Below are 21076 nucleotides of genomic sequence, written 5' to 3'. Positions count from 1 at the left end.
CATGCATGAACTAACCCAATCGTTTATTTTTGAAGCGGCTCATACCCTTAACCGTGCCTACCTTGCTGACCCAGCAGCAGTCCTCGGTAGTAAGCGTATTCACGGCCACAGCTACCGCGCCCTAGTCACGGTACGCGGGATCGCCGACCCAACCACCGGCATGCTGCTTGATCTACATACTTTTCGGCAGCAACTACACACCGTGCAAAGCCAATTGGATCATCATTTGCTCGATGAAGTGGCCGATCTCGGGCCAGCCACCCTGGAAAATTTAACCCAATACATTTGGCGGCAACTGCAACCGACTTTGGCCAGTCTCTACCGCGTCACTGTTGAGCGCGTTCTCACGGGTGACAGTTGCAGCTATTACGGCACATGAACATCGCGATTCGCCGCCCGCTGTTGGTCGGCGTGGTTCTAGTATTGTGTTTCTCAACCACGCCGTTCAGTCAGGCCCAACCTAAGCCAACAGTGCCGGCACAAAACACCGCAACCAGTCAGTCGGCACAAACCATCACCTGGGATGACCTGATGCCCAAAGATTGGGACCCGGCCGCAGGCTTGAAAGCCTTTGACTACAGCAAGCTCAAAGACAGCGATCCGCGTGCGATTCAAGCCTTGCAACGCCTGCGTGAGGCTTGGGACCAAGCCCCAATTGAGCCTCGTTGGCATGGCAAACGTATTCGCATTCCGGGCTTCGTCGTAACGCTCGACCCTGCCGGTGAAAAAGTCAGAGAATTTTTATTGGTGCCTTACTTTGGTGCCTGCATCCATACGCCCCCACCCCCTGCCAATCAAGTGATTCATGTCACCATGGCGAAGCCTGTCAGCCAAGTTAAATTGATGGATGCCGTGTGGGTACAAGGCGCCTTGCAAGTCGCACGCAGTAATACCGGGATGGGTACAGCGGGTTATAAGATGCAAGGGGAACAACTCACCCTCTATCAAGAAAAACCAGGGTCTAAGCCATAGACGTGCCGGCTTACTCAACCGCAGAGGGTTGTGCCATGACAGCGGCAACCCCCTGATTGGCTAATGAGTCTGCTAATTCATTGCCCGGCTCGCCAGCATGGCCCTTCACCCACTGCCAATCAATGACATGGCCCTGCACCGCCGCATCAAGCGCCTGCCATAAATCGAGATTTTTTACTGGTTTTTTATCTGCCGTTTTCCAGCCGCGCGCTTTCCAGTTGGGCAGCCAATCATTCCACCCTTGCAAGACATATTTCGAATCAGTATATAAAACCACCTGACACGGCTCTTTTAATGTCTGCAATGCCGTAATCACCGCCTGTAACTCCATCCGATTATTGGTGGTTTCGCGCGCCCCGCCACAGAGCGTTTTTTGGCGCGTGCCATAACGCAACACCACCCCCCAGCCGCCTGGCCCAGGATTCCCTTTACAAGCCCCATCGGTATAAATCGTTACCTGTTTCATTTTGTTGCCATTGCCATTTATTGTCCCTGGGGAGTGCGTAGTGCGGGGGCCAGGGCCTGCGCTTTACTCGCTTTGTCTTTCCAAGCTGGGCCAATCATCCGCATCCCGCGTTGGCGCTTAACCGCGGTTAGCAAATAAACCGCACCACAAACAGGCCACCAACGATCGCCAGCGGGCTCAAGCCAGGTTGCCCGCCCCATCCACTTCGCTTGCCGGCAGGGTAAGCGGTAGCAGCCAAAACGACCTCGCTGAACTTCAAAGCTGAGGAGTTTGAGCCAGTCTTTGATCCGGGGCAGCGCGATAAACTGCTGCGCTTGCGGCAATATCGGCGGCAAAATGCCGCGCAACCCAAATTGCCGCAACCCCCAGAGGCTGAAAGGGTTAAACCCCGTAATCACCACATAGCCCTCGGGTAGCAGCACCCGCTCTACCTCACGGAGGACCTGGTGCGGATCGACCGAAAATTCCAGCACATGCGGCATCACAATCAAATCAATCGACTGTGAGGCAAAAGGTAACTCTTCATAAGAAGAGACCAGCGCCGTTTGTAACGTCACATGGTCTGCGGGTAACCAATCTGCCGAGCGATCAATCGTATGATCGCCCGCATAGACCACAAATGGCATACGATTGGCGCGCAAGGCATCTAATTCAGGCAACCCCAACTGCAAAGCGTGGAATCCAAATAAATCAGCGACCACACTATCTAATTGCTCTTGCTCCCACTGCAAGACATACTGTCCCGGTGGCGACTGAAACCAGTCAATCATGGATAGAATAGATTGATCGCGGAGTTGCACGGATTGCCTCACTGAACAAAACACACGACGAAAAAAGCCGCATGACGACTGAAACCAGCCACGAGCATATCACTACTCACCCTAATTTTACGGTGCATGGCCTGCCTGCCTACCGCGATAACTATATTTGGGTCATTAAGCAACCGGTCGCCCCCATTTGGCAACGGGCCGCCGTCATCACCCTTATCGACCCCGGCCAAGCTGAGCCAGTGCTGCGCTGGCTGGCGCAGCACCAATGCGCACCAGATCAAATTCTCATTACCCACCAGCATCCGGACCATATTGGCGGCTTGGCGCAATTACGCCGAGCCTACCCGCATGTCCCTGTCTATGGGCCTCACAATGAACCCATTGCCGACTTAACGCATCGGCTCGCTGGCCCGACGACCGTGCCCATGCCAGCAGACCTTGCCCCGATTCAGGTTATCCCGGTCCCAGGGCATACTGGGGGGCACTTGGCTTACTACCTAGAAGACGCTACCGCCCCCGCCCTCTTCTGTGGTGATACCTTATTTGCCAGTGGCTGTGGCCGCGTTTTTTCAGCGCTGGGCGGCACAGTCGAGGCCCTGAATGCCTCACTCTCTCGGTTAAGCGCACTACCGGGCAATACCCATATTTACTGCGCCCATGAATACACCCTCAGCAATCTCGCCTTTGCCTGCCACCTCGAACCACACGCGGCGAATTTGCTGGCCTATCGGCAAGCGGTAGAAAACCAGCGCGCCGAGCAACGCCCAACAGTGCCCACCACCCTCGCGCATGAATTGCAGATGAACCCTTTCCTGCGTTGTCATGAGGCCGCCTTACAAACAGCCGTCATGGGCTACGCTGCGCCTGGGGCAGCAGCGGCACTCGCTTGCTTTAAAGAAATGCGCTCACAGAAAGATCAATTTCAGCCGCCACGCTGATGACTTAGGGAAACTTGGATAAAGTTGATGCGGTCTTGCCTGCTCACTGTTGCATACGCCGCTGACACGCTGTCTGCACTGCCCCACCAAGAATGCGCTGTGGCAAAGGGTAAAATAGGGGTTAAACATAATCATAGGGTGGGATGTCTTGGTGGAACGACTGCGGTTCAAACAACTCACGGTCATACGCGGGTTGGCATGCTGTGCCTTGTTGCTCTTGCTAGCGGGAGGCGCCGCTGCACAAGCTGTTGATAGCGGCGGTGAGGCAGCGAGAAATGGCTTGGCACTGGATGCCAGCCCATTGAGCAGTGCCCCACCTGCCGCGCCCAGTGCTGCACCCAATCGCTTGCAGGACCCTCTGATCCCGCGCACGCTGGATCTGACCGCCCCTGCCCCCGATATTTGGCAGCGCATTCGTAATGGCTTTGCTATCCCCAACCTTGACTCTGCCCTCGCCGCAGAGCGCACCAACTGGTACGCCGCCAAGCCTGAAGCGATTCGGCGCATGGCCGAACGCGCCGGACGTTATCTTTATCACATCGTGGAAGAATGCGAAAAACGCGGCCTTCCCACAGAATTGGCCCTGTTGCCATTTGTGGAAAGCGCGTTTAATCCGATTGCTTACTCACCCGCCAAAGCTTCAGGAATCTGGCAATTTATCCCGAGCACGGGGAAAAACTATGGCTTGGATCAAAATTGGTGGCTGGATGAACGTCGCGATATCTTGGCTTCCACCGATGCGGCGCTGAACTACCTGGCTTTTCTGTTTGATTTTCATGGCGACTGGTACCTCGCCCTGGCGTCATATAACTGGGGAGAGGGGGCGGTGAAACGGGCGATTGAAAAGAATAAAGCACGCGGATTACCCACCGACTATGAGTCGCTAACGATGCCGAATGAAACGCGCTACTACGTGCCAAAGCTACAAGCCATTAAAAACCTGGTGGCGAATCCCGCCCGCTATGGGATAACCCTCCCCCCGGTAGACAATGCCCCTTATTTCACCGCGATTAACAATCAAACCAATCTCGACATTCGGACTGCGGCCAAACTGGCGGGCATGAGTGTTGAGGAATTCAAGCAACTGAACCCCGCCTATAACCGCCCGGTTATTCTCGGCAAAATGGCTTCTCCCCTACTGATTCCGAGTCATAAAGCGATGGACTTTCTCGAAGCGGTGAAAACGCAAGGCGGGCAATCGGGTTGGCGCACCTACACCCTCAGCAAAGGCGAGAAATTAGACAGTGTGGCGCAAAAGTTTGGCACTAACACCCAGTATTTGCGGGAGTTGAATGGACTCGGCTTGAAAACCAAATCCCTGGCGGGGATGACCTTGCTGGTACCGGGAGAAGGCCAATTAGACGAACAGCGTCTGCTGGCGCAACCGGTGCTTAGCGACACGCCCGCCCTGCCCAGCCCGCCGAAATACAACTACCACCTGAGTAAAAAGGGAGAAACCCTGGCCAGCCTCGCCAAGCAATATGGCACCACCATCAGCGCGCTGCGCCAACTCAATGGTTTGAAAACCAATAGCTTGCGGCCTGGGCAAAAGCTGCTGATTAACACCCCGCAAGAAACCCGCAAACCGCACGCCCCGAAAGCGCAAGCTAACTCTAAAAGCGCCAGCCAAGTAGCCAGCAAAGGCGCGGCCAATAAAGCCGCCACGACTAGCAAGCGCCAAACCAAAGAAAAAACCGGGCAAGAAAAGGCCAGCTCGGGGAAACGAACGAAACAAAAAAATCGCTAGTCGGTGCGCCTGGGCAGAGTTTAAAAATCGAGCTGCAACTGAATGCGGTTGTCGCTTGAGGTAAACCCCAGTTTCCGATAGTGCTCAAGGTGAGCGGGCTGGGCTTGCGACGCCTCAACAACAATTCGTTTCACCCCAGACTGCCGCGCAAAATCAACCGCATGGGCTAACAGGCCTTGCCCCACGCCCTCACCACGCCACTCGGGACGGACAAAAGTATCGCTGAGAATCCAGATCGGACGGGCGGCAATCGAAGAAAACGAAGGAATTAACTGCACAAACCCCAGTAGAACGGGGCTGCCATCAACAGAGCCCTCTGCCACAAATAGCGCGGAATCACCCCGCTTGAGACGCACACTGATGAATACTTTTGCCAGCGGCAAATTACTGGGTTGCTGATAACCCTGGCGATAAAGATCAAACAGGTCGGTCAAAGAGCCTAAATCAGCCATCGTGGCTGGGCGAATCGAATAATTCAACATGAGTCCCACGCTTCTTTATTTAAGCAACCAGTCAGTCAATGTTTGCCACTCGGACAAGTCCTTTTCAACCCGATAGGGCGCAACATCGAACAGCGTTAAGCCATGTGCCGCAAGCTGCACGTAATTTTGAGTATTACGCAAGTAGCCCAGCACGGGCAAACCGAGTTGATCGATAAATCGATGTAACTGCTCTGCCGCCTTGGTTCGGCTGTCTACCCGCATCCCCACCACGCCAACCTCAATCTCATGTTGGCGCACATGCTTTTCTTCCCGCAATTCTTGCAAAAACTGCTGGGTTGCCAAAATATCAAACATCGAAGGCTGCAAAGGCACCACCACTTTATTCACCATCCGCAGCAGCTCCTTCAGGCGCCAGCCGTGGACCCCGGCTGGAGAGTCCAACACCACGTGGCTAACGCCTTTGGGTGGGCGGGCAATATTATCTGCATCGATTTCCCATGTGCCAATCGGATAGACATTAGCGGGCCGCAGTTGCAGCCAATTGCGGGCTGACTGCTGTTTATCTGTGTCACCCAACATCACACTGTAGCCACGCGAGGCATAGAAACCGGCAATATTGGTAGAAAGCGTAGACTTTCCGACCCCCCCTTTAGGATTGGCAACGAGAATGACTGGCATGACACAGCCCTACAGGAAAAATAATAGCCAAGTGTATGCCGCCCTTAGGCTGGCTGACAACGCTGGCTGCCAGATTGGGGCTCATCGAGGTGCCTAGGCGTTGCTTGTACGCATCTAATAGAGGCGGCGCAACATAAATAAGCGGGTTCCAGGCCAAGGGATAGGTACACTGGCCGTGCCATGCCAAACCAGATGCCATCAGATGCTGGGTTACAGCGCCAACCACTCGCGCAAGGTGGCGGGGCCAATGGCCTCCTCAATGCAATCCGCCAGTTGCTCAAACACCGCCTGTAAATCATAGGCTGGCAAGGGGATGCTTCCGCTATATCGGGAATGTGATGGCCCAGCAAGCAAGGCTTGCAAGCAATGTGGGGCTTCTAATAAGCCGTGGGCATAAATACCCAACACATTGGGCCACTGCGTTGACTGCCAAGCCAATACAGGTGATGTGACCTCACCCGCACCATACAGCACGGGTTGTGCCGTGTGCTTTTCGATAGCCGTAGCGACCGTTTCACCGCAGTGAATTTCATAGCCCTCAAAACGTAGTTCACTTAAACCCTGCCAGGGTGCAAGCAGTTCGCCCAACTGAAAAGTCCGTTGCTGCACGACCTTGTTGGGGCCGTAGCGGGTGGCCAAAGGCAATAAACCCAAACCCGCTTGCGCGCTCACCTGACCATCGTAGCCCGCCGCATCGTCCAGAGTTTCGCCCAGCATTTGTAGCCCACCACAAATACCCAGTAGTGGTTTTCCGGTGCGGACATAGGCCTGTAACCAATCGGCCCAGCCTTGCTGTTTTAGCCAAGCCAGATCACCACTGACTTGTTTCGAGCCGGGCAGAATCACGGCATCCAGCTCGGCGAGTAAGCGCTGCTGTGTGGCCGCGCTCACGCCATCACGCAACCAGATGACTTGAATCGCGGGGTGACATTGCAGCATCGTGAATTCATCTAAATTGCTGAGGGTGGGATAGGCCACGATGCCAATCCGATAGCGTGCTTCACCCGCGATCATGAGCTGATTCAAGCCATACGGACCATCTTCTTCCGGCAGTCCGTGCATGGCTTGCATGGGAATCACCGCAGACGTTTCAATTCCGGTTAGTTTGGCGAGGTCTTGCGGGCCAGGAGCCAGTAAGCTGGGATCCCCCCGAAATTTATTCAGCACAAAACCACTCAGCGTGCTACGAACATCCTCCGGCAATAAAGCCCAGGTGCCGTAGAGGTGCGCAAAGGCGCCGCCCCGATCAATATCCGTTACCAGTACACTCCGGCAAGTGCCCGTCTGCTGTGCCCAGCGCACACTATGCAGATTCACATAGTCATTCGCGGCAAGATTGATCTCGGCGGGCGAACCAGCGCCTTCAAGGATGATGCAATTATATTGCGCGGCGAGTGTTTGCCAGTGCTGCGCGGCTTCCTTAGCCAGTAACGCGCTGCGTTCCCGCCAGGGCATGGCACTTAAATCATGGCGCACTTGACCCGCTACAATCACCTGGCTCCCGCGCTCGTTTTCTGGTTTGAGTAACACCGGGTTCATCGCCACCGTTGGAGTGACACGCGCCGCTAAGGCTTGGAAATATTGCGCGGAACCAATCTCGCCCCAGCCGTGCGGGGCACTGACAACCCGCGCATTGTTACTCATGTTCTGCGCCTTGTACGGGGCAACACGCGCACCCTGCCGCGCCGCCCAGCGGCACAGCGCCGTGGTCAGCCAGCTTTTACCGGCACCACTGGCGGTGCCCCAAATCATCAGAGAGTGTGTTGGCACGATGCGCCTTTAGGTGTATGGCTACGGGCCTTAGTCTTCAATCCCACGCTGGGCGGGCACGCCCGCCTCGTAGTGATGTTTGATGAGTTTCATCTCTGTCACCGTATCGGCGAGCGCCACGAGTTCTTCCGGGGCATTGCGGCCGGTGAGAACGACATGCACATGGGGAGGACGTTGGCGCAGCGTGTCTAATACGGCCTCTAGTGGTATCCAGCCGAATCGAATGGGATAAGTCACTTCATCCAGCACCACCATAAAATGCTCACCCGCTGTAATCGTCGCGGCCGCTTTTTCCCACCCGTCGCGGGCGAGCTGTGCGGAATGCTCAAGGTCTTTGCTCTTCCAGCTAAAGCCATCGCCCAGCCCTTCGATGGGGACACCGAGTTGTTCAAAGACGCGATGTTCGCCAAAGCGCGCACTCGGCACTTTCATGAACTGATAAATTTTGACGGGCTTGCCGCGGCCATGCGCCCGCAGCGCCAAACCAAACGCGGCCGTGCTTTTGCCCTTACCATCGCCAGTGTTAATCAAAATCAAACCACGGCGTTCGCCTTGGGGTTTATAGCCAGAGGTTTCGGTGGGAGGGTTTTCGATTTGCATCGCGGGTACCTTATTCGCAGAAATTGGTAGGAAATTTAACTCAGAAAATTCGGAAGCACGTACGGACGCTCTGCATTCGTGGTTACGGTTAACGCGCCGGCAAAGGCACTCGCCAAAGCCTTGGCAAGATCGGGATGGCTCGGGGGTGCCTTCAAGTGAATCTGTCCATCCAGCATCACCACCAACTGATCGGCTTGTAGCGCAAGGTTGATGTCGTGCAACACCGTCACCACGCACTTGCCCGCTGCGGCTAGGGCCTGACACAGTTTAACCACGGCGATTTGATGCTGAGGATCCAGGTGCGTAGTGGGCTCATCCAATAGCAAGATAGGTGCATCGGTGGCCAATGCCCGCGCCAAAAACACCCGCTGCCGTTCACCGCCGGAAAGCGCGCCAAGTGGACGGCTACGCCAGTCTGCAATCTCTAGGCGTTGCAGCGCCTCTTTCACCATAGGATCATCAGGCAGCACCTGCGCCCAAATGCCCTGCTGCGCCACTCGCCCCAGGGCAACACATTCAGCAACGCTCATGTCAGGGCGATACTCCCCCTGCTGCGGCAACCAGGCCATTTGCTGCGCGCGTGCCGCCAGTGATACAGACGGCAAAGCGCACTGGCCAAGGTATACGTTGCCTGCATCCGGTTTTTGCAGACCCGCTAAAACCTGCAACAGTGTTGATTTACCCGCACCGTTGGGGCCGACAATCGCGGTCCACCCGACTGTGAGCTCGAGGTTCACCGCCTGTAAGGCCACGCGCTCACCGTAACGAACGGTGATATTCTGTGCCGCAAGCATAGCGTCAGATCCGCCCATACAGTCCCCGCTTCAGTAAGAAAAGCAAGTAGCCGCCACCGAGTACAGCCGTGAGTAAACCAACAGGTAATTCTTGCGGGGCAATCAAACTCCTCGCAACGATATCCGCTAACAGTAGTAAGCCACCGCCCAGTAAACTACTTAGCATGAGGTGACTGCGCGTGGATGACCACACCGCCGAACCCGGATGCACTGTATGACTTAAATACCGTACTCCCTGTTGCGCAATATGCGGCGCGACCAACCCAACAAAAGCAATCAAGCCCGCGTTAGCCACCGTCAGCGCCGTAGCTAGGGCCAGCAACATGACAAACACCATTCGCCAGCGCCCAAGGTGTATGCCTAAGCTAGTCGCGGCGTGGTCGCCCAAACTCATCACATCCAACACCTTCGCACATCGCAAGCAGATGGGGAGCAGGAGCAGCCACGCCACCAGTAACTTGATACACGCTGTTTGATCAATCAGTGCCACACTCCCCAGCATAAAACTCTGCTTCACCCGCAAGGCATTGGGTTCAACCAGGGTAATGAGCTCCCCCACCGCATTCAAGACCACCCCGACCACCACACCCGTGAGCAATAATTTAATTGGCGATTGCGCGCCGCGTGCCAGCACCAGCGTCAACATGAGACTGGCCCACGCCCCCATAAAAGCAGCGCTGGTGAACGACACCAGCGAGAAAAACTGAATCCCATGTGTGAGCAAGGATGCAGTACTGGTTACGATACTGACTGACGTACCAATCGATGCACTAGCGGCCGCCACGATTACGACTGCCAATTGCGCGCCCGCTGCGGAGCCAAGCAGATAGGGTTCGGCCAACGGGTTGCGAAATAAATGCTGCGCCAACGCCCCCCCCAACCCCAGTAAGGCCCCAACCGCCAAGGCCCCGACAGTACGCGGCAATCGAATTTGCCAGAGCCATGCGGCTTCCTCTTGTCTGGCAGACAAGTCTGATGAAGGCAGCCACCCAGATTGCAAGGCCGTCCAAAGCCATGTGCTATGCCAGCCATCACTGCCCACACAAAGACTGAGCAGCCCTAGTGCGACCAGAATCCCTATAACCATGAAACCAAAGAGAGGGAGGCGAATTGTTCGCATAGGTTTAGTGATTTGAAGATGACGCAGATTGAGTAAAGCGCTGTAGACAACGTGCCATTAACAACGCCGCCTCGCCCAAACGGGGACCGGGGCGCACCAGAATATCGTACTCAGCCGCCGGGAAGGCACAGATTTGCTGCTGCTTCAATGCCGGCAAACTGGCCCACGCGGGGCGCTGCGCCAATCCCGCTTGGGCATTTTGCGCAATCAAAATAATTTGAGGCTGCTGTCGCACAACAAACTCCGGATTGATCTGCGGAAACACGCCCAACTCAGGCGGAATAATATTGTGCAGCCCTAAACGTTGCATCAGTTCCCCAATGAATGAGGCTGGCCCAGCCGCGAAAGGCGTGCTGGCAACCTCAAAATACACCCGCTGGGCTTTCACCCAAGCAGGCACCAGCTGCTGAGCTTGCTGAATTTGCGCCTGGATTTTTTCGATGGCCTGTTCGGCTGCTGGCTCAGCCTCTAATCGCTTCCCCAGTTCGCGAAAAGTACGCTCAATCTCAGCCTGCGTTTGTGGATTGAGCACTACGACATTCACTCCCAAGCTGCGCAAGCGCGGCACAATCCGCGCCGAGGGCGCGGCCAGCACTAAATCGGGCTTGAGGGCAACCACACGCTCTAACTGCACATCATCCAGCCCACCTAACTTGGGTAAAGCCTGCACCCGCCCTGGCCAGTTGGAATGGCGATCCACCCCAACCAAGCGCTCACACAGTTGTAGCGCACACACGCTTTCGGTAAGCGAAGGAACGAGACTGATAATACGCTGCGGCGCGGCCGCCTTGGTCACCAGCGGCAAAGCAGCGACGATCATCATCACGATCACAGTCACGATCAGCCGCAGCGCCGCGCTGCCAGCGCCGCGCCCGCACATAGGCCGCTGTTTCAGTGTGGTGTCACTCACAGCGTTAACCTAACGCCCAGCATCAGATTACGCCGTGGGGTTTGAAAATCCCGTGCGGTCTCATAGGGTTTATCCAGCGCATTGTTCAGCCGCGCAAAAATACTCCAGGAGGGTTTAAGGTCAATATTCCACGATACATTCACTAAGGTATACCCGCCTAGGCGATTGCGATTGGCCAACTCATCAAAGCGGCTCCCCACTGCCAGCATTTCAAGACCTACTTGCTGTCGGCCTAGCTGCTGAGTGACATTCAACTTGGCTTGCTGCATCGCACGTCGCGCCAGCCGATTACCCGTCGTCATATCTTCCGGGTCTTGCCAATCATAACTGGCGCTTAAGCGCGTCGTTGTCGTGAGGCTTTCTTGCCACTGCAGGCTGTAACCCCGAATGCGCGCGCGGCTAACATTTTGCGGGCAACCAAATGGCCGCCCCGCCAGCGGGCAGCTACCCGAAAAGGCAATCAGATTAGACACATTATTTTCAAATGCGGTCAAGCGCCATAAACGATCGCCTTGGCCATATTGCAAACCCACCTCTTTATTGCGAGCATACTCAGGTTGCAGGTTAGGGTTATCAAAACCAGGATAGTAGAGATCATTAAAACTCGGGGCACGGAACGCGGTGCCATAACTCCCATAAACCCGCCACTGGGGCGTGAACTGATAACCATAGCTGCCGCTCCCCGTCAGGCGGTTCCCATATTGACTCGCATCATCATGCCGACCATTCAGCTGCCAGCGATGCCCCCCCTGACGATACAGATACCCCAGTTGGGCAGACTCCGTGGTGCGTGCTTTCGGTGCCTGCAGATAATCACTGACCCCAACCTGTTCATCTAAATAACTCAGCCCCCCCGTCAACGTATGGTGCGGGGTAATTCGCCAATCACTGTCTATGCCAATTTGTCGCTGGCGTGTTAAATACCGCGATTGGCTGGGCTGATACCAATAGTTATCGACTGTTTCCCCAAGTGTCGTCCGCACCGTAATCGGTTTGAATTGGTGTTGCGATTGCAGCCCCCACCAATCGCTCTGATTCGCCGAGGTAAAGCGACGATCACTGGGGCCAGAGGTATCAATTTCACTCACCAAACGATTTTGTGCAGCCTGGAAACGCAGCTGATGCGCCGCGTTAAATTTCCAACCCAAGCCAGTGCTGTAACCTTCTTGCCAATAGCCATCACGATCGGGCTGCGTACTGGCCCGAATTTTAGTATCGTAGCCAGCACTACGGCCTGCGTGAGTGCCCACCCGCAAGTCAAGCTGCTGGTTCGCATAGCTTGCCCCTGCTTCACCCGCGACGGTGCCCCAGCGTCCGGCGCGGCCTTCCAGATACGCCTGCTGGCCACGTTCTGGGCGCTTGGTAATAATCTGCACCACGCCCCCTAGCGCATCGGCCCCATACAAACTGGAAGCCGGGCCGCGCAGGATTTCAATACGCTCAATCTGCGCCAGCGGTATTGCTTGCCAGTTAACCAAGCCGGCGCTGCTGCTGCCGATCCGCAAACCATCAATCAATAAAAGGGTATGCCCACTGTTTGTCCCCCGCGTAAAGAGCGAGGTTTGCGACTGCGGCCCGCCCGTCGTAACCATTTCCAAACCGGGTTGCCATTGCAACAACTCCGCCAGCGTCATCCCCCGTGCTGCACGGAGTTGTTCTTGGCCAATGATGGTCGTGTCAGCGTTCAAGACTTGGCGCTGTTCCGGCAATCGCGTTGCCGTCACCAGCACCGCATTTAACTGCGTGGGATCGGGGTTGGCATAACTGACCGACAGCCCCCCCCAGAATAACGATACCGACACAGATAGAGGGGCAAGCAAGCGCTTACCCTGGGTCAGGCGCGACCCAAAGAGAGAAATAAACATAATGATTAACAAGATTGATCCGGCCCACCAGTTCCCCGTGGCGCGCCCTCCACTTGCTGCGCTTAGCAAACGCAGCAAGACCTGTCAGGCCGGTATCCGGGCTGGCAGAGCCGCGTAACGCCTTCCCAAGAACTTGCCCTTTGGCTGACTCTCAGTGGCTGTTGTTACGCCGCCGTCAATTGACGTTCTGCTTACCGTTGCGGGGGCAGCACAGGTTGTATCTGGTTGGATAATCCTGTTTCCCGTTTAACTGTGCGTCATGAATAACGCACGAGCACCTCACGCGAGAGATTTTACTCGTAAAAACAGGGAAAGTAAGACGCAATGTTATGATTACGTTTTGGAGTGAGTTAGCAGGAGGCGCGATGTTAAATGATTTAATCGGATTGGCAGAAAAAGCGGAACGACTCGCGGCCTTAACGCAAGCCCTGCGCCAAGAAAATCAAACGCTGCGCAGCACCTTGCACCAAACACAACTGGAAAAACAAGCGCTCTCACAAAAGCTCCAACAAGCCGCGCACCAGATCGAACAAGCCCTGCAAAAGCTGCCCGCGCAAACTGCGACAGCCCCGCAAACGACTGCGCCCTTGATCTAAAAGAGTGACTATGGAACAGCTCAACGTCAAAATTCTCGACCGGGATTACAAGCTTGCTTGCAAGCCCGAAGAAAAAGCCACACTACTCGCCGCAGTGGCGATGGTGGATCAAAAAATGCATAGCGTGCGCGAAGGCAGTAAGCTCAGCGGGATTGATCGAATCGCGGTAATGACTGCCTTACAAATCGCGCATGAATTGATCACACAGCTTTCTGCACCTGCAAAAAATTTAGGGCTGGACATTTCCGAATGCCAGCATAAAATACAGCATATTGGTAACGTACTTGATGCTGCGTTAACCCCACAGGAAAACCTGTTTTAGTTCTTTAAGATTGCTGCCGCTGCTGTTTCTGTTGCTTAACTGTAGCGGCACCCCGTTTTCCCTGCGCTGTGCGCCAAGACCATAAATTCCTTGAACCGATGTTTATGGCACCTGGTTGTAGCGATACCGAGTTGCGGTGTGATCGTCTCTCTGTCAGATGAACCTAATGCAACTTTAGCGACGACCCCCTATCTTGCGTAGATGGGTTCAGGATGCCGGTCTGGCGGCAGACTGCGGGGAAATTTCTTCGATGCATGGCATATCTGTACTCGGTACAAACCCCTGCCTGCATCAACGCCCGAACTTGCTGCTAATCGAGATGATAGCCACGCAACTCAGTTCGGGCGTTTTTATTTTTGGTCTATGTTGCCGTGAATCGCCGCTGATTATTTTTAACGAAGTTTACTCAACCAACCCGAGTCGCGCCATCCACCGCGCCAGCGCTTGTTCATCAGCGCTGCCGTGCTGCTGGTCGGCATACACCCCCAAACGATCGGCGGGCGATTTGTTTTGGCTGAGTTTGAATTTCCCCTCAACTTGATTCGCCGAGATTTCAAACGCCGCAATCGCGCCCAACATGCGCGCTTTGTATTCCGCGCTTAGGCTATCGTACTGCGGCAAATAAGCCGCATCGTAATGCGCAATCAGCGCCCACATGGTGGCTTCTTGTTCAGCAGAATCACGCACCCAATTCAAAGTGCCCTGCATATGCACAGCGATGTAATTCCAGGTTGGCACACTTTCTCGCTGCGCATAGGCACGCGGAGACACATAGGCATGCGGCCCCTGAAAAACCACCAGAATAGAAGCGCCCTCAGGCAAAGCGGCCAGCGGATTATTAGCGGCGCAATGGCCTTGCAAACGCCATGGGCCATTCGCCTCTGTCGGGGCGGTTACCAGTAAAGGAATATGGTTCGCGACCACATGCCCTTCTGCTTGGTGAATCACCGTCGCAAAGCTGTGCGCCTGCATCACTTCCAGCAAGTGCGCAGGATCAGTGTGTTGAAAGTGGGCGGGCAAATACATGGCTATCTTTCACTGTACCAGTTAGCTAGACTGTTTGGCTCTGCTTATCCGCTTCGCTGGTAAACGAATCGGCATAAAACTCGTCAGTTGGTAAACCGCATTGCGCACTGAAATCACGCTGAGCGGATTCCACCATAATCGGCGCGCCGCAAGCATACACTTGGTACTGCGACAGATCCGGCAAATCCGCCATCACCGCTTGGTGGACCAAGCCTGTCCGCCCCGTCCAGGCGTCTTCCGCCAAAGCCTCCGACAACACCGGTATAAATTTGAAATTGGGCAAGTTCTCGGCCCATTGCTGAACCAATTCCCATTGATAGATATCGGCTTTTTTGCGTGCGCCCCAATACAGCGTCATGGGCCGCGTGATGTTCTTGTGAATGGCGTGCTCGATAATCGCTTTAATCGGCGCAAAGCCAGTGCCAGAGGCCAGTAATACAATCGGTTTCTCACTGTCCTCGCGCAAAAAGAAGGTGCCGAAAGGGCCTTCAAACCGCAGAATATCGCGTTCTTTCAAGGTGGAGAAAACTTGATCAGTAAACACCCCACCCGGCATGTGGCGAATGTGTAGCTCAACCGGCCCTTCTTGATGCGGTGCGCTCGCCATCGAGTAACTGCGGCGCTTACCATCGCGCAATAAAATTTCTACATACTGCCCGGCGAGGTATTGCAGGCGCTCATTGGCGGGTAACTGCAGTTTCAAAATTGCCACATCGCTAGTCGGCTTTTCCAGGCTCGCCACGCGACAGGGCAGTTTTTTCACCGGAATATCACCCATGCCGGTGACGGTGCGACATTCAATTTCCAAATCCGCCGTCGTGGTCGCGCAGCAGAACAGTGCATAGCCTTGCGTGGCCTCTGCACTGCTCAAGGCTTTGTCTTGATGTGGGCCATGCGCCACCGCCCCACTTAACACCTTGCCTTTACACGAACCACACGCGCCATCCTTACAGCCATAGGGCAAGCCCACACTTTGGCGCAGCGCTGCTTCTAAAATTTTCTCATTGGGGTTGACAGCAAAAGTCACGCCACTCGGCTGAACCGTTACGGTAAAACTCATACAATGTCACTTTCTTGTTTTTAATGGGTTAAGTCAACTTGAGACAACACGTCGAAAAGTTCGGTCGTCCACGCATTTTGTTAGTGGGGTGTGGGGATGTTGGCTTGCGGTTATTGCCGCTGCTGGCCCCGCGTTATCGCGTCTTCGCACTCACCCGGCAAGGCTTACACAGCCCCGCTGCCGCTGCCATTCGCGCCGCCGGTGGCATACCAATATACGGCGATTTAGACCAGCCACGCACACTGCAACGCTTACGTGGCCTCGCATCAACCTGCATTCATTTAGCCCCGCCGCCGAATCAAGGTAACGACGACCCGCGCACCCAACACCTGCTCAGCATTTTATCACGCGGCCTCAAAACAGCGTCCAATCCCACTCGGCAAACGCTGCTCTACATCAGCACCTCTGGCGTTTATGGCGATTGCGCGGGCGCTTGGATTGATGAAACACGCCCGCTGCACCCCGAAAGCGCCCGCGCTGCACGGCGCGTCGCTGCCGAGCGCCGAGTCAGGGCTTTTGGCAAACCGCAGCGGCAACACCCAGCACATGCAACACAAACCCGGCAAGTGAGCATTTTACGGGTACCCGGCATCTATGCCGCCGAGCGCCTACCGCTTGCCCGACTGCAAGCCGGCACCCCCGCCCTGTGCGACGCTGACGATGTCTATACCAACCACATTCATGCCGATGATTTAGCGCACATTTGTCGTGCGGCTCTCTGGCATGGCCGCCCGCAACGGGTGTACCACGCCAGCGATGATTCTGAAATGAAAATGGGGGCTTATTTTGATGCCGTCGCGCAGGCATTTGGCCTCGCCGCCGCGCCGCGCTTGCCGCGCGACCAACTGGCGCAAGTGGTAAACCCCAATCTGCTGTCTTTTATGCGCGAATCGCGCCGCTTGAAAAACACCCGCCTCAAAACTGAGTTGGGTTATCGGCTACGTTACCCCACGGTGCAGGCATTTTTACAGGCCCCACACGGGCGCTGAGCGATCAGTTTTTCTCTGCTTTTTTATCTGACTTTTTCTCAGCGGCTTTGTCTTTGCTCTCGCCATCGGGAATCACCGCATCCGCCACTGCGCCGACCGCCTTTGCAGTCACTTTAACCCCCGTTGCCACCACGGTCACCGCGGCATCTGCCACGGCAACCACACTGCTGCAAGCAGCCAGGCACAACACACTAGAAAGAACCAGCAGGGAATAGCGCATAAAAATAGATGGTGCCGGAGATAGGAATCGAACCTACGACCTTTTCATTACGAATGAACCGCTCTACCAACTGAGCTACACCGGCAACCGTAAGAAACGAGAGGCGAATTATACTCAGCCCCCCGACCACCGACAAGTCATGCTTGCCCGCCTATTTATAACCAACACGATCCAATAACTTCTGGGCTGCCACCTGGCGCACCCCAATCGTCGCGATTGACAAATTGTCTGCTTTGAAAGGACCCAACGAATCCAGCTCAGGGTTTTTCGCCACCGCCGTTTTCACCACCGGCCACTCATTATTGCCATTTGCAAAATAACCCTGGGCTTCATCACTCGCCAGATATTCTAAAAACTGCACCGCCGCCGCCCGATTCGGTGCATGTTTCAACACCCCCGCCCCGGCAATATTGATATGCGTGCCCGTGCTTTTCTGATTCGGCCAGACAAAGCCCACTTTCGCAACCGTGGCCTTGTCTTCTGGCTTGCTTGAACGTAGCAAACGCACCCAATAATAAGTATTAGTAACCGCTACCCCACATTCCCCCGCCGCCACGGCATGAATCTGATCCGTATCACCCCCGCGTGGCGGACGCGCCATATTAGCCACCAGCCCTCGCGCCCACTCCTCAGCCTTAGCCTCGCCTAAATGCTCGATCATCGAACCTATCCAAGACAACATATAAGGATGAGACCCCGAACGGGTACACAACTTACCCTTAAGCTTTGGGCTCGCCAAATCTTCATAGTTTTGAACATCTTCAGCCTTGATTTTGTCTTTGTTATACACAATCACCCGCGCCCGGGTTGAAAAACCAAACCACTCACTGCCCTTGCCGTCATCCTTACCGCGCAAGTGGGCCGGAATTTTTGCTTCCAACGATTTAGACTTAACCGGCTGAAAAAACCCCTCGATTTGCGCCTTCCACAAACGCGCAGCATCCACCACCATCAACACATCTGCCGGGCTGTTTTTGCCCTCATTGCGCACCCGCTCCAGCAGCGGCTCATCGCCCAATTCAATCCGGTTAATCTTAATGCCAGTTTGCTTCGTGAAATTTTGATACAACGCCTCATCGGTTTGGTAATGCCGCGCCGAATACAGATTCAGCACCTTCTCCTGCGCCTGGGCCACCCCCATCACCCCCCCCAAACACGCAACCCCAACCCCACTCGCAAACATCGCACCTAACACCCTTTTGACAAACATCATGGCTCCTTACAGTCATCTATATGGCGTAACAACACACTGCCGGCATCTTAGCAAAAGTTAAAATTAATGTAAATAGAAATGATTCTTATTAAGAAAAAAGGGGAGCCTGATCATGTTTACCCGGCATGTGACGCTAGAACAATCAAAGTGCGATGAAACTTGGGGTCGCTAATTCCGTACCAGATCACACTGAGTGCCGCTAGGCCGACGGCTTAGCGACTCGGGTTGCGGGTGTTTTTTTGTTTAACGACTGGCTGCGCGGTGCAGCCTTTCAGTTCCTTCTCATCAAATAAGGTTTGCTCTGTCCACTCTTTCGTTCCATTGGGGTACAGATGCCGATCCTCAGGTTTATAGCCTGCGGTAAAAAAAAACCGCTTGTCTTTGTCTAGTGCACTGAACAGCACAATGTTCTGGCTCATGTAGGCATGGGTTTTGTAGGGGCCAATATTACCGTCTGCAATGTCAGTAAGTTCTTCCGCAACGCCGCTGCCATCAGGTTTGAAGTTGATTTCAATGGCCCAGTGACCTACCGTGTATTCAATCCGCTTAATTGGCCAACAGGCGATTACTTTCTTAGGCTTTCCATCCCATAGGTCTTGGCGACGTAGCCATAAATAGCTAGTTGACAGCGCTGGGTTCGCCTGGTATTTCAACAGTGGAATCCAACCAATTGGAGCTGACTTGAGTTTTTTCGTATACGCTTGCACTCCTTCAGCCCATGTGTATTCACCGCCAGCCAATCCGTTGGGTTTATCATATATCGGTGCTTTCTCGGCTGCCACCCAAAAGTCTTTATAGACATCTTCTGCGAACACATTGACACACAAGAGTGCAATCGAAGCCGCAAACAACTGCTGCCATATCCGATGGGGAAACACATATGTCTTTTTCATCATCGCCCGTAGTGAATGTGATTGTTGTGGAGTTTTTCATTGTCAGATCTACCTTTGTTTACCTCTGGTATTTGCTCTGCACTTGGAAGATTTAAATACTTTGGCACATTCGCCCACATCCTCCATGGTTGGAATATCTGCCGTGTTCCAGGTTCGTTTAGCAAATTGTCCGTAAACGCACTAATGATCGCTGGCTCAGCATTTCTTGGAACGCCATTATTGTAAATTGTGTTCCTAACGGCCACACCATTGATAGAGTTTATATCGATACCTCGGCTGTTAACGTGGGCAGGTGACCATGGTTTAGGTTGCCCATCTAGTCCTTTAGGGCGCCCGTCGATCACCGCCTTCATTGCCGCCACATTTGCCTGATTTGCATTCGGGTCTTGGCGCTGCGCGTCATAGATTGCACGGTAGTCCGCAAATGCGGGGCGCCATGCCCCGTTCATGTCCAGTGAAATCACATCTGGCGTTTTAAAGGCAGCATTTTGCAGGGCTTTGTATACGCTGAAGTCGGTTTTACGTAGGGCTTCATCCGCACTCACGCCCACATGTCCTGCCCATGTCGAAAAGTCTTGAGTCCAATTAAGCGTCACTGTCCGCCCCTCTCGCACAACATCCACCGTGCGTCCACGCGTCGCAATGCCATTTTCATCGTACACAACCTGGATATTGCTATAGAAGTCATACCGCTCACGACCTGCTGCAGGACCGCTACTCGCATACGCATTAAGTGCCCGACCCAGAGCTGCATCATTAGGTCCTGTCAATTGCAAAGAGCCTTCCAATATTGCAGTTGTATTCCCTAAGTTTTCACCCATGCTGTAGCCGTAATAATGGAACAACATTGCTTTAGCCGCCATGGCTTGCTCACTACCCAATGTGCCAGCAGCAAAATTCACCTTTGTTTGTCGGAAAAATTTATCTCTACCTTCGTGTGTATCAAGGTCGAATCGTTCAAATGGGTCGGTGGCATCAGGATTCTTTATCCCCGCCGTACCACGAGATTCCGTCGAAAACTCGTGTTGCTGTGAACGACTGACGCGACGTTGCGCGCCGACAGAGCTAGCAGTAACGCCTTGGGGATCAGCATAAGGATCACCGGAATCAAAGATGGTCTGACCTGATTGCAAACGTTCTTCTTGCGCACGAGTTAGGAATACTTCACGATTACTCCCACCATCCGTCATCGTAAACCGCGGGTCTTTGGAGGCATAGGCATTTTGCGCGAGAGTAAGGCGCCCAGCGTCTGGGTTAAACGGATCAAACCCCTCACTCGTAAGGCGCCCAGCGTCTGGGTTAAACGGATCAAACCCCTCACTCAGCAGCGGTGCCGCACCAGGCTCCTGAGGCAACAGCCCCAGCCCTGCCCCCCAGCCACTGGGGCGCAGGCCGCTGAGTAAGCTGAGGGTCTCGGGGCGCATACCCGGTGCCAGCGCCGGGCGGTTACCCCAGCCGTAATAGTCGCTATCACTGGCTTGGTTGCTGGCGTTGAGCAAGGCACGGTTGTCGATGCTGTCAACCGGGTCAGACGACGACACTGGCCAGGCCGCGCCACCCGTGTCTTCACGCCAACTGAGTAACGCTGGCTCAGCCCAAGCGGCACCACCCAGCCCGAGGTTGCTGCGCCCAGGGTTAAGCCCTAAGCCGGCAGGCCCGGCGTTTACCGCACGGCCAGTCAGCC

The 21076-nt window shown here is 54.7% G+C and carries 23 protein-coding genes, 1 tRNA gene, 1 other RNA gene and 1 riboswitch; of the genes, 8 read left to right on the top strand and 17 right to left on the bottom strand.

Features of this window, described 5'->3' with window-relative positions:
• Window position 1: 1 nt before the first annotated feature.
• Window positions 2–379, top strand: a complete 378-nt coding sequence (locus DU000_RS00125; RefSeq protein ID WP_114401356.1) for a 6-pyruvoyl trahydropterin synthase family protein — start codon at window positions 2–4, stop codon at window positions 377–379.
• Window positions 376–972 (top strand): DUF3299 domain-containing protein, encoded by a 597-nt coding sequence (locus tag DU000_RS00120; protein WP_114401355.1) that lies wholly within the window; start codon window positions 376–378, stop codon window positions 970–972. Before DU000_RS00125 ends, DU000_RS00120 begins: the two co-directional genes overlap by 4 nt.
• Window positions 973–982: 10 nt before the next feature.
• On the opposite strand, the gene rnhA is transcribed toward DU000_RS00120, so the two are convergent.
• Both rnhA and DU000_RS00110 read right to left on the bottom strand, forming a co-directional pair.
• Window positions 983–1438 (bottom strand): ribonuclease HI, encoded by a 456-nt coding sequence (rnhA, locus tag DU000_RS00115; RefSeq protein ID WP_114401354.1) that lies wholly within the window; start codon window positions 1436–1438, stop codon window positions 983–985.
• A 17-nt stretch (window positions 1439–1455) separates the two neighbouring features.
• The gene (locus tag DU000_RS00110; protein ID WP_114401353.1) at window positions 1456–2208 is read right to left on the bottom strand and encodes a class I SAM-dependent methyltransferase; all 753 of its coding nucleotides are present in this window, start codon (window positions 2206–2208) and stop codon (window positions 1456–1458) included.
• A gap of 71 nt (window positions 2209–2279) precedes the next feature.
• Here DU000_RS00110 and gloB point away from each other — a divergent pair, with 71 nt between their 5' ends.
• Together gloB and DU000_RS00100 are read left to right on the top strand one after the other, a co-directional pair.
• Window positions 2280–3146, top strand: coding sequence for a hydroxyacylglutathione hydrolase (gloB, locus tag DU000_RS00105; protein WP_114401352.1), 867 nt, complete (start codon window positions 2280–2282; stop codon window positions 3144–3146).
• Between the two features lie 151 nt (window positions 3147–3297).
• The gene (locus DU000_RS00100) at window positions 3298–4893 is read left to right on the top strand and encodes a transglycosylase SLT domain-containing protein (protein WP_114401351.1); all 1596 of its coding nucleotides are present in this window, start codon (window positions 3298–3300) and stop codon (window positions 4891–4893) included.
• A 20-nt stretch (window positions 4894–4913) separates the two neighbouring features.
• On the opposite strand, the gene DU000_RS00095 is transcribed toward DU000_RS00100, so the two are convergent.
• The 8 genes from DU000_RS00095 to DU000_RS00060 all read right to left on the bottom strand — a co-directional run bounded on the left by DU000_RS00095 (window position 4914) and on the right by DU000_RS00060 (window position 13073).
• On the bottom strand, window positions 4914–5375 hold the full coding sequence (locus tag DU000_RS00095) for a GNAT family N-acetyltransferase (protein WP_114401350.1): 462 nt from the start codon (window positions 5373–5375) through the stop codon (window positions 4914–4916).
• A 15-nt stretch (window positions 5376–5390) separates the two neighbouring features.
• The gene (locus tag DU000_RS00090) at window positions 5391–6014 is read right to left on the bottom strand and encodes a ParA family protein (RefSeq protein ID WP_114401349.1); all 624 of its coding nucleotides are present in this window, start codon (window positions 6012–6014) and stop codon (window positions 5391–5393) included.
• 210 nt (window positions 6015–6224) lie between these two features.
• Window positions 6225–7784 carry a cobyric acid synthase gene (locus tag DU000_RS00085; RefSeq protein WP_240001741.1) on the bottom strand — a complete coding sequence of 520 codons (1560 nt, stop codon included), beginning with the start codon at window positions 7782–7784 and terminating at the stop codon, window positions 6225–6227.
• A 30-nt stretch (window positions 7785–7814) separates the two neighbouring features.
• Window positions 7815–8384 (bottom strand): cob(I)yrinic acid a,c-diamide adenosyltransferase, encoded by a 570-nt coding sequence (cobO, locus tag DU000_RS00080; RefSeq protein WP_114401347.1) that lies wholly within the window; start codon window positions 8382–8384, stop codon window positions 7815–7817.
• 35 nt (window positions 8385–8419) lie between these two features.
• Window positions 8420–9196, bottom strand: coding sequence for an ABC transporter ATP-binding protein (locus tag DU000_RS00075; RefSeq protein WP_114401346.1), 777 nt, complete (start codon window positions 9194–9196; stop codon window positions 8420–8422).
• On the bottom strand, window positions 9183–10298 hold the full coding sequence (locus tag DU000_RS00070) for a FecCD family ABC transporter permease (RefSeq protein WP_114401345.1): 1116 nt from the start codon (window positions 10296–10298) through the stop codon (window positions 9183–9185). Before DU000_RS00070 ends, DU000_RS00075 begins: the two co-directional genes overlap by 14 nt.
• A 4-nt stretch (window positions 10299–10302) precedes the next feature.
• Window positions 10303–11208, bottom strand: a complete 906-nt coding sequence (locus tag DU000_RS00065) for an ABC transporter substrate-binding protein (protein ID WP_147266940.1) — start codon at window positions 11206–11208, stop codon at window positions 10303–10305.
• Window positions 11205–13073 carry a TonB-dependent receptor domain-containing protein gene (locus DU000_RS00060; RefSeq protein WP_147266939.1) on the bottom strand — a complete coding sequence of 623 codons (1869 nt, stop codon included), beginning with the start codon at window positions 13071–13073 and terminating at the stop codon, window positions 11205–11207. The genes DU000_RS00065 and DU000_RS00060 overlap by 4 nt, the downstream gene beginning before the upstream one ends.
• Window positions 13074–13143: 70 nt before the next feature.
• A riboswitch (cobalamin riboswitch) is annotated at window positions 13144–13370 on the bottom strand.
• 68 nt (window positions 13371–13438) lie between these two features.
• Between DU000_RS00060 and DU000_RS00055 the strand changes: the two genes are divergently transcribed.
• The 3 genes from DU000_RS00055 (at window position 13439) to ssrS (ending at window position 14235) form a co-directional block, all read left to right on the top strand.
• The gene (locus DU000_RS00055; RefSeq protein WP_147266938.1) at window positions 13439–13669 is read left to right on the top strand and encodes a hypothetical protein; all 231 of its coding nucleotides are present in this window, start codon (window positions 13439–13441) and stop codon (window positions 13667–13669) included.
• A 10-nt stretch (window positions 13670–13679) separates the two neighbouring features.
• The gene (locus tag DU000_RS00050; RefSeq protein WP_114401342.1) at window positions 13680–13991 is read left to right on the top strand and encodes a cell division protein ZapA; all 312 of its coding nucleotides are present in this window, start codon (window positions 13680–13682) and stop codon (window positions 13989–13991) included.
• Between the two features lie 55 nt (window positions 13992–14046).
• A non-coding RNA gene (ssrS, locus tag DU000_RS00045) (6S RNA) lies at window positions 14047–14235 on the top strand.
• A 158-nt stretch (window positions 14236–14393) separates the two neighbouring features.
• Here the strand turns inward: ssrS and DU000_RS00040 are convergent.
• Both DU000_RS00040 and DU000_RS00035 read right to left on the bottom strand, forming a co-directional pair.
• Window positions 14394–15017, bottom strand: a complete 624-nt coding sequence (locus DU000_RS00040) for an FMN-binding negative transcriptional regulator (protein ID WP_114401341.1) — start codon at window positions 15015–15017, stop codon at window positions 14394–14396.
• A gap of 25 nt (window positions 15018–15042) precedes the next feature.
• Complete coding sequence (locus DU000_RS00035) at window positions 15043–16077, bottom strand: CDP-6-deoxy-delta-3,4-glucoseen reductase (RefSeq protein WP_114401340.1); 1035 nt, start codon at window positions 16075–16077, stop codon at window positions 15043–15045.
• A gap of 38 nt (window positions 16078–16115) precedes the next feature.
• Here DU000_RS00035 and DU000_RS00030 point away from each other — a divergent pair, with 38 nt between their 5' ends.
• Window positions 16116–17066, top strand: a complete 951-nt coding sequence (locus DU000_RS00030; RefSeq protein WP_114401339.1) for an NAD-dependent epimerase/dehydratase family protein — start codon at window positions 16116–16118, stop codon at window positions 17064–17066.
• 4 nt (window positions 17067–17070) lie between these two features.
• On the opposite strand, the gene DU000_RS00025 is transcribed toward DU000_RS00030, so the two are convergent.
• The 5 genes from DU000_RS00025 to DU000_RS12700 form a co-directional block, all read right to left on the bottom strand.
• Window positions 17071–17286 (bottom strand): hypothetical protein, encoded by a 216-nt coding sequence (locus DU000_RS00025; RefSeq protein ID WP_114401338.1) that lies wholly within the window; start codon window positions 17284–17286, stop codon window positions 17071–17073.
• A gap of 9 nt (window positions 17287–17295) precedes the next feature.
• Window positions 17296–17371, bottom strand: a tRNA-Thr gene (locus tag DU000_RS00020).
• A 66-nt stretch (window positions 17372–17437) separates the two neighbouring features.
• Complete coding sequence (locus tag DU000_RS00015; RefSeq protein WP_420812091.1) at window positions 17438–18469, bottom strand: extracellular solute-binding protein; 1032 nt, start codon at window positions 18467–18469, stop codon at window positions 17438–17440.
• A gap of 242 nt (window positions 18470–18711) precedes the next feature.
• Complete coding sequence (locus tag DU000_RS00010) at window positions 18712–19392, bottom strand: hypothetical protein (RefSeq protein WP_114401336.1); 681 nt, start codon at window positions 19390–19392, stop codon at window positions 18712–18714.
• On the bottom strand, window positions 19392–21076 hold a 1685-nt coding region (locus tag DU000_RS12700; protein ID WP_158529594.1), incomplete at its 5' end, for a hypothetical protein. The genes DU000_RS12700 and DU000_RS00010, both read right to left, overlap by 1 nt.

The organism is Parvibium lacunae, assembly GCF_003335215.1.
In the GTDB taxonomy this organism is placed as follows: Bacteria; Pseudomonadota; Gammaproteobacteria; order Burkholderiales; family Burkholderiaceae_D; genus Parvibium; species Parvibium lacunae.
Note: the sequence above shows the minus strand (reverse complement) of the source record. Positions and strands in the feature narration are given on the sequence as shown.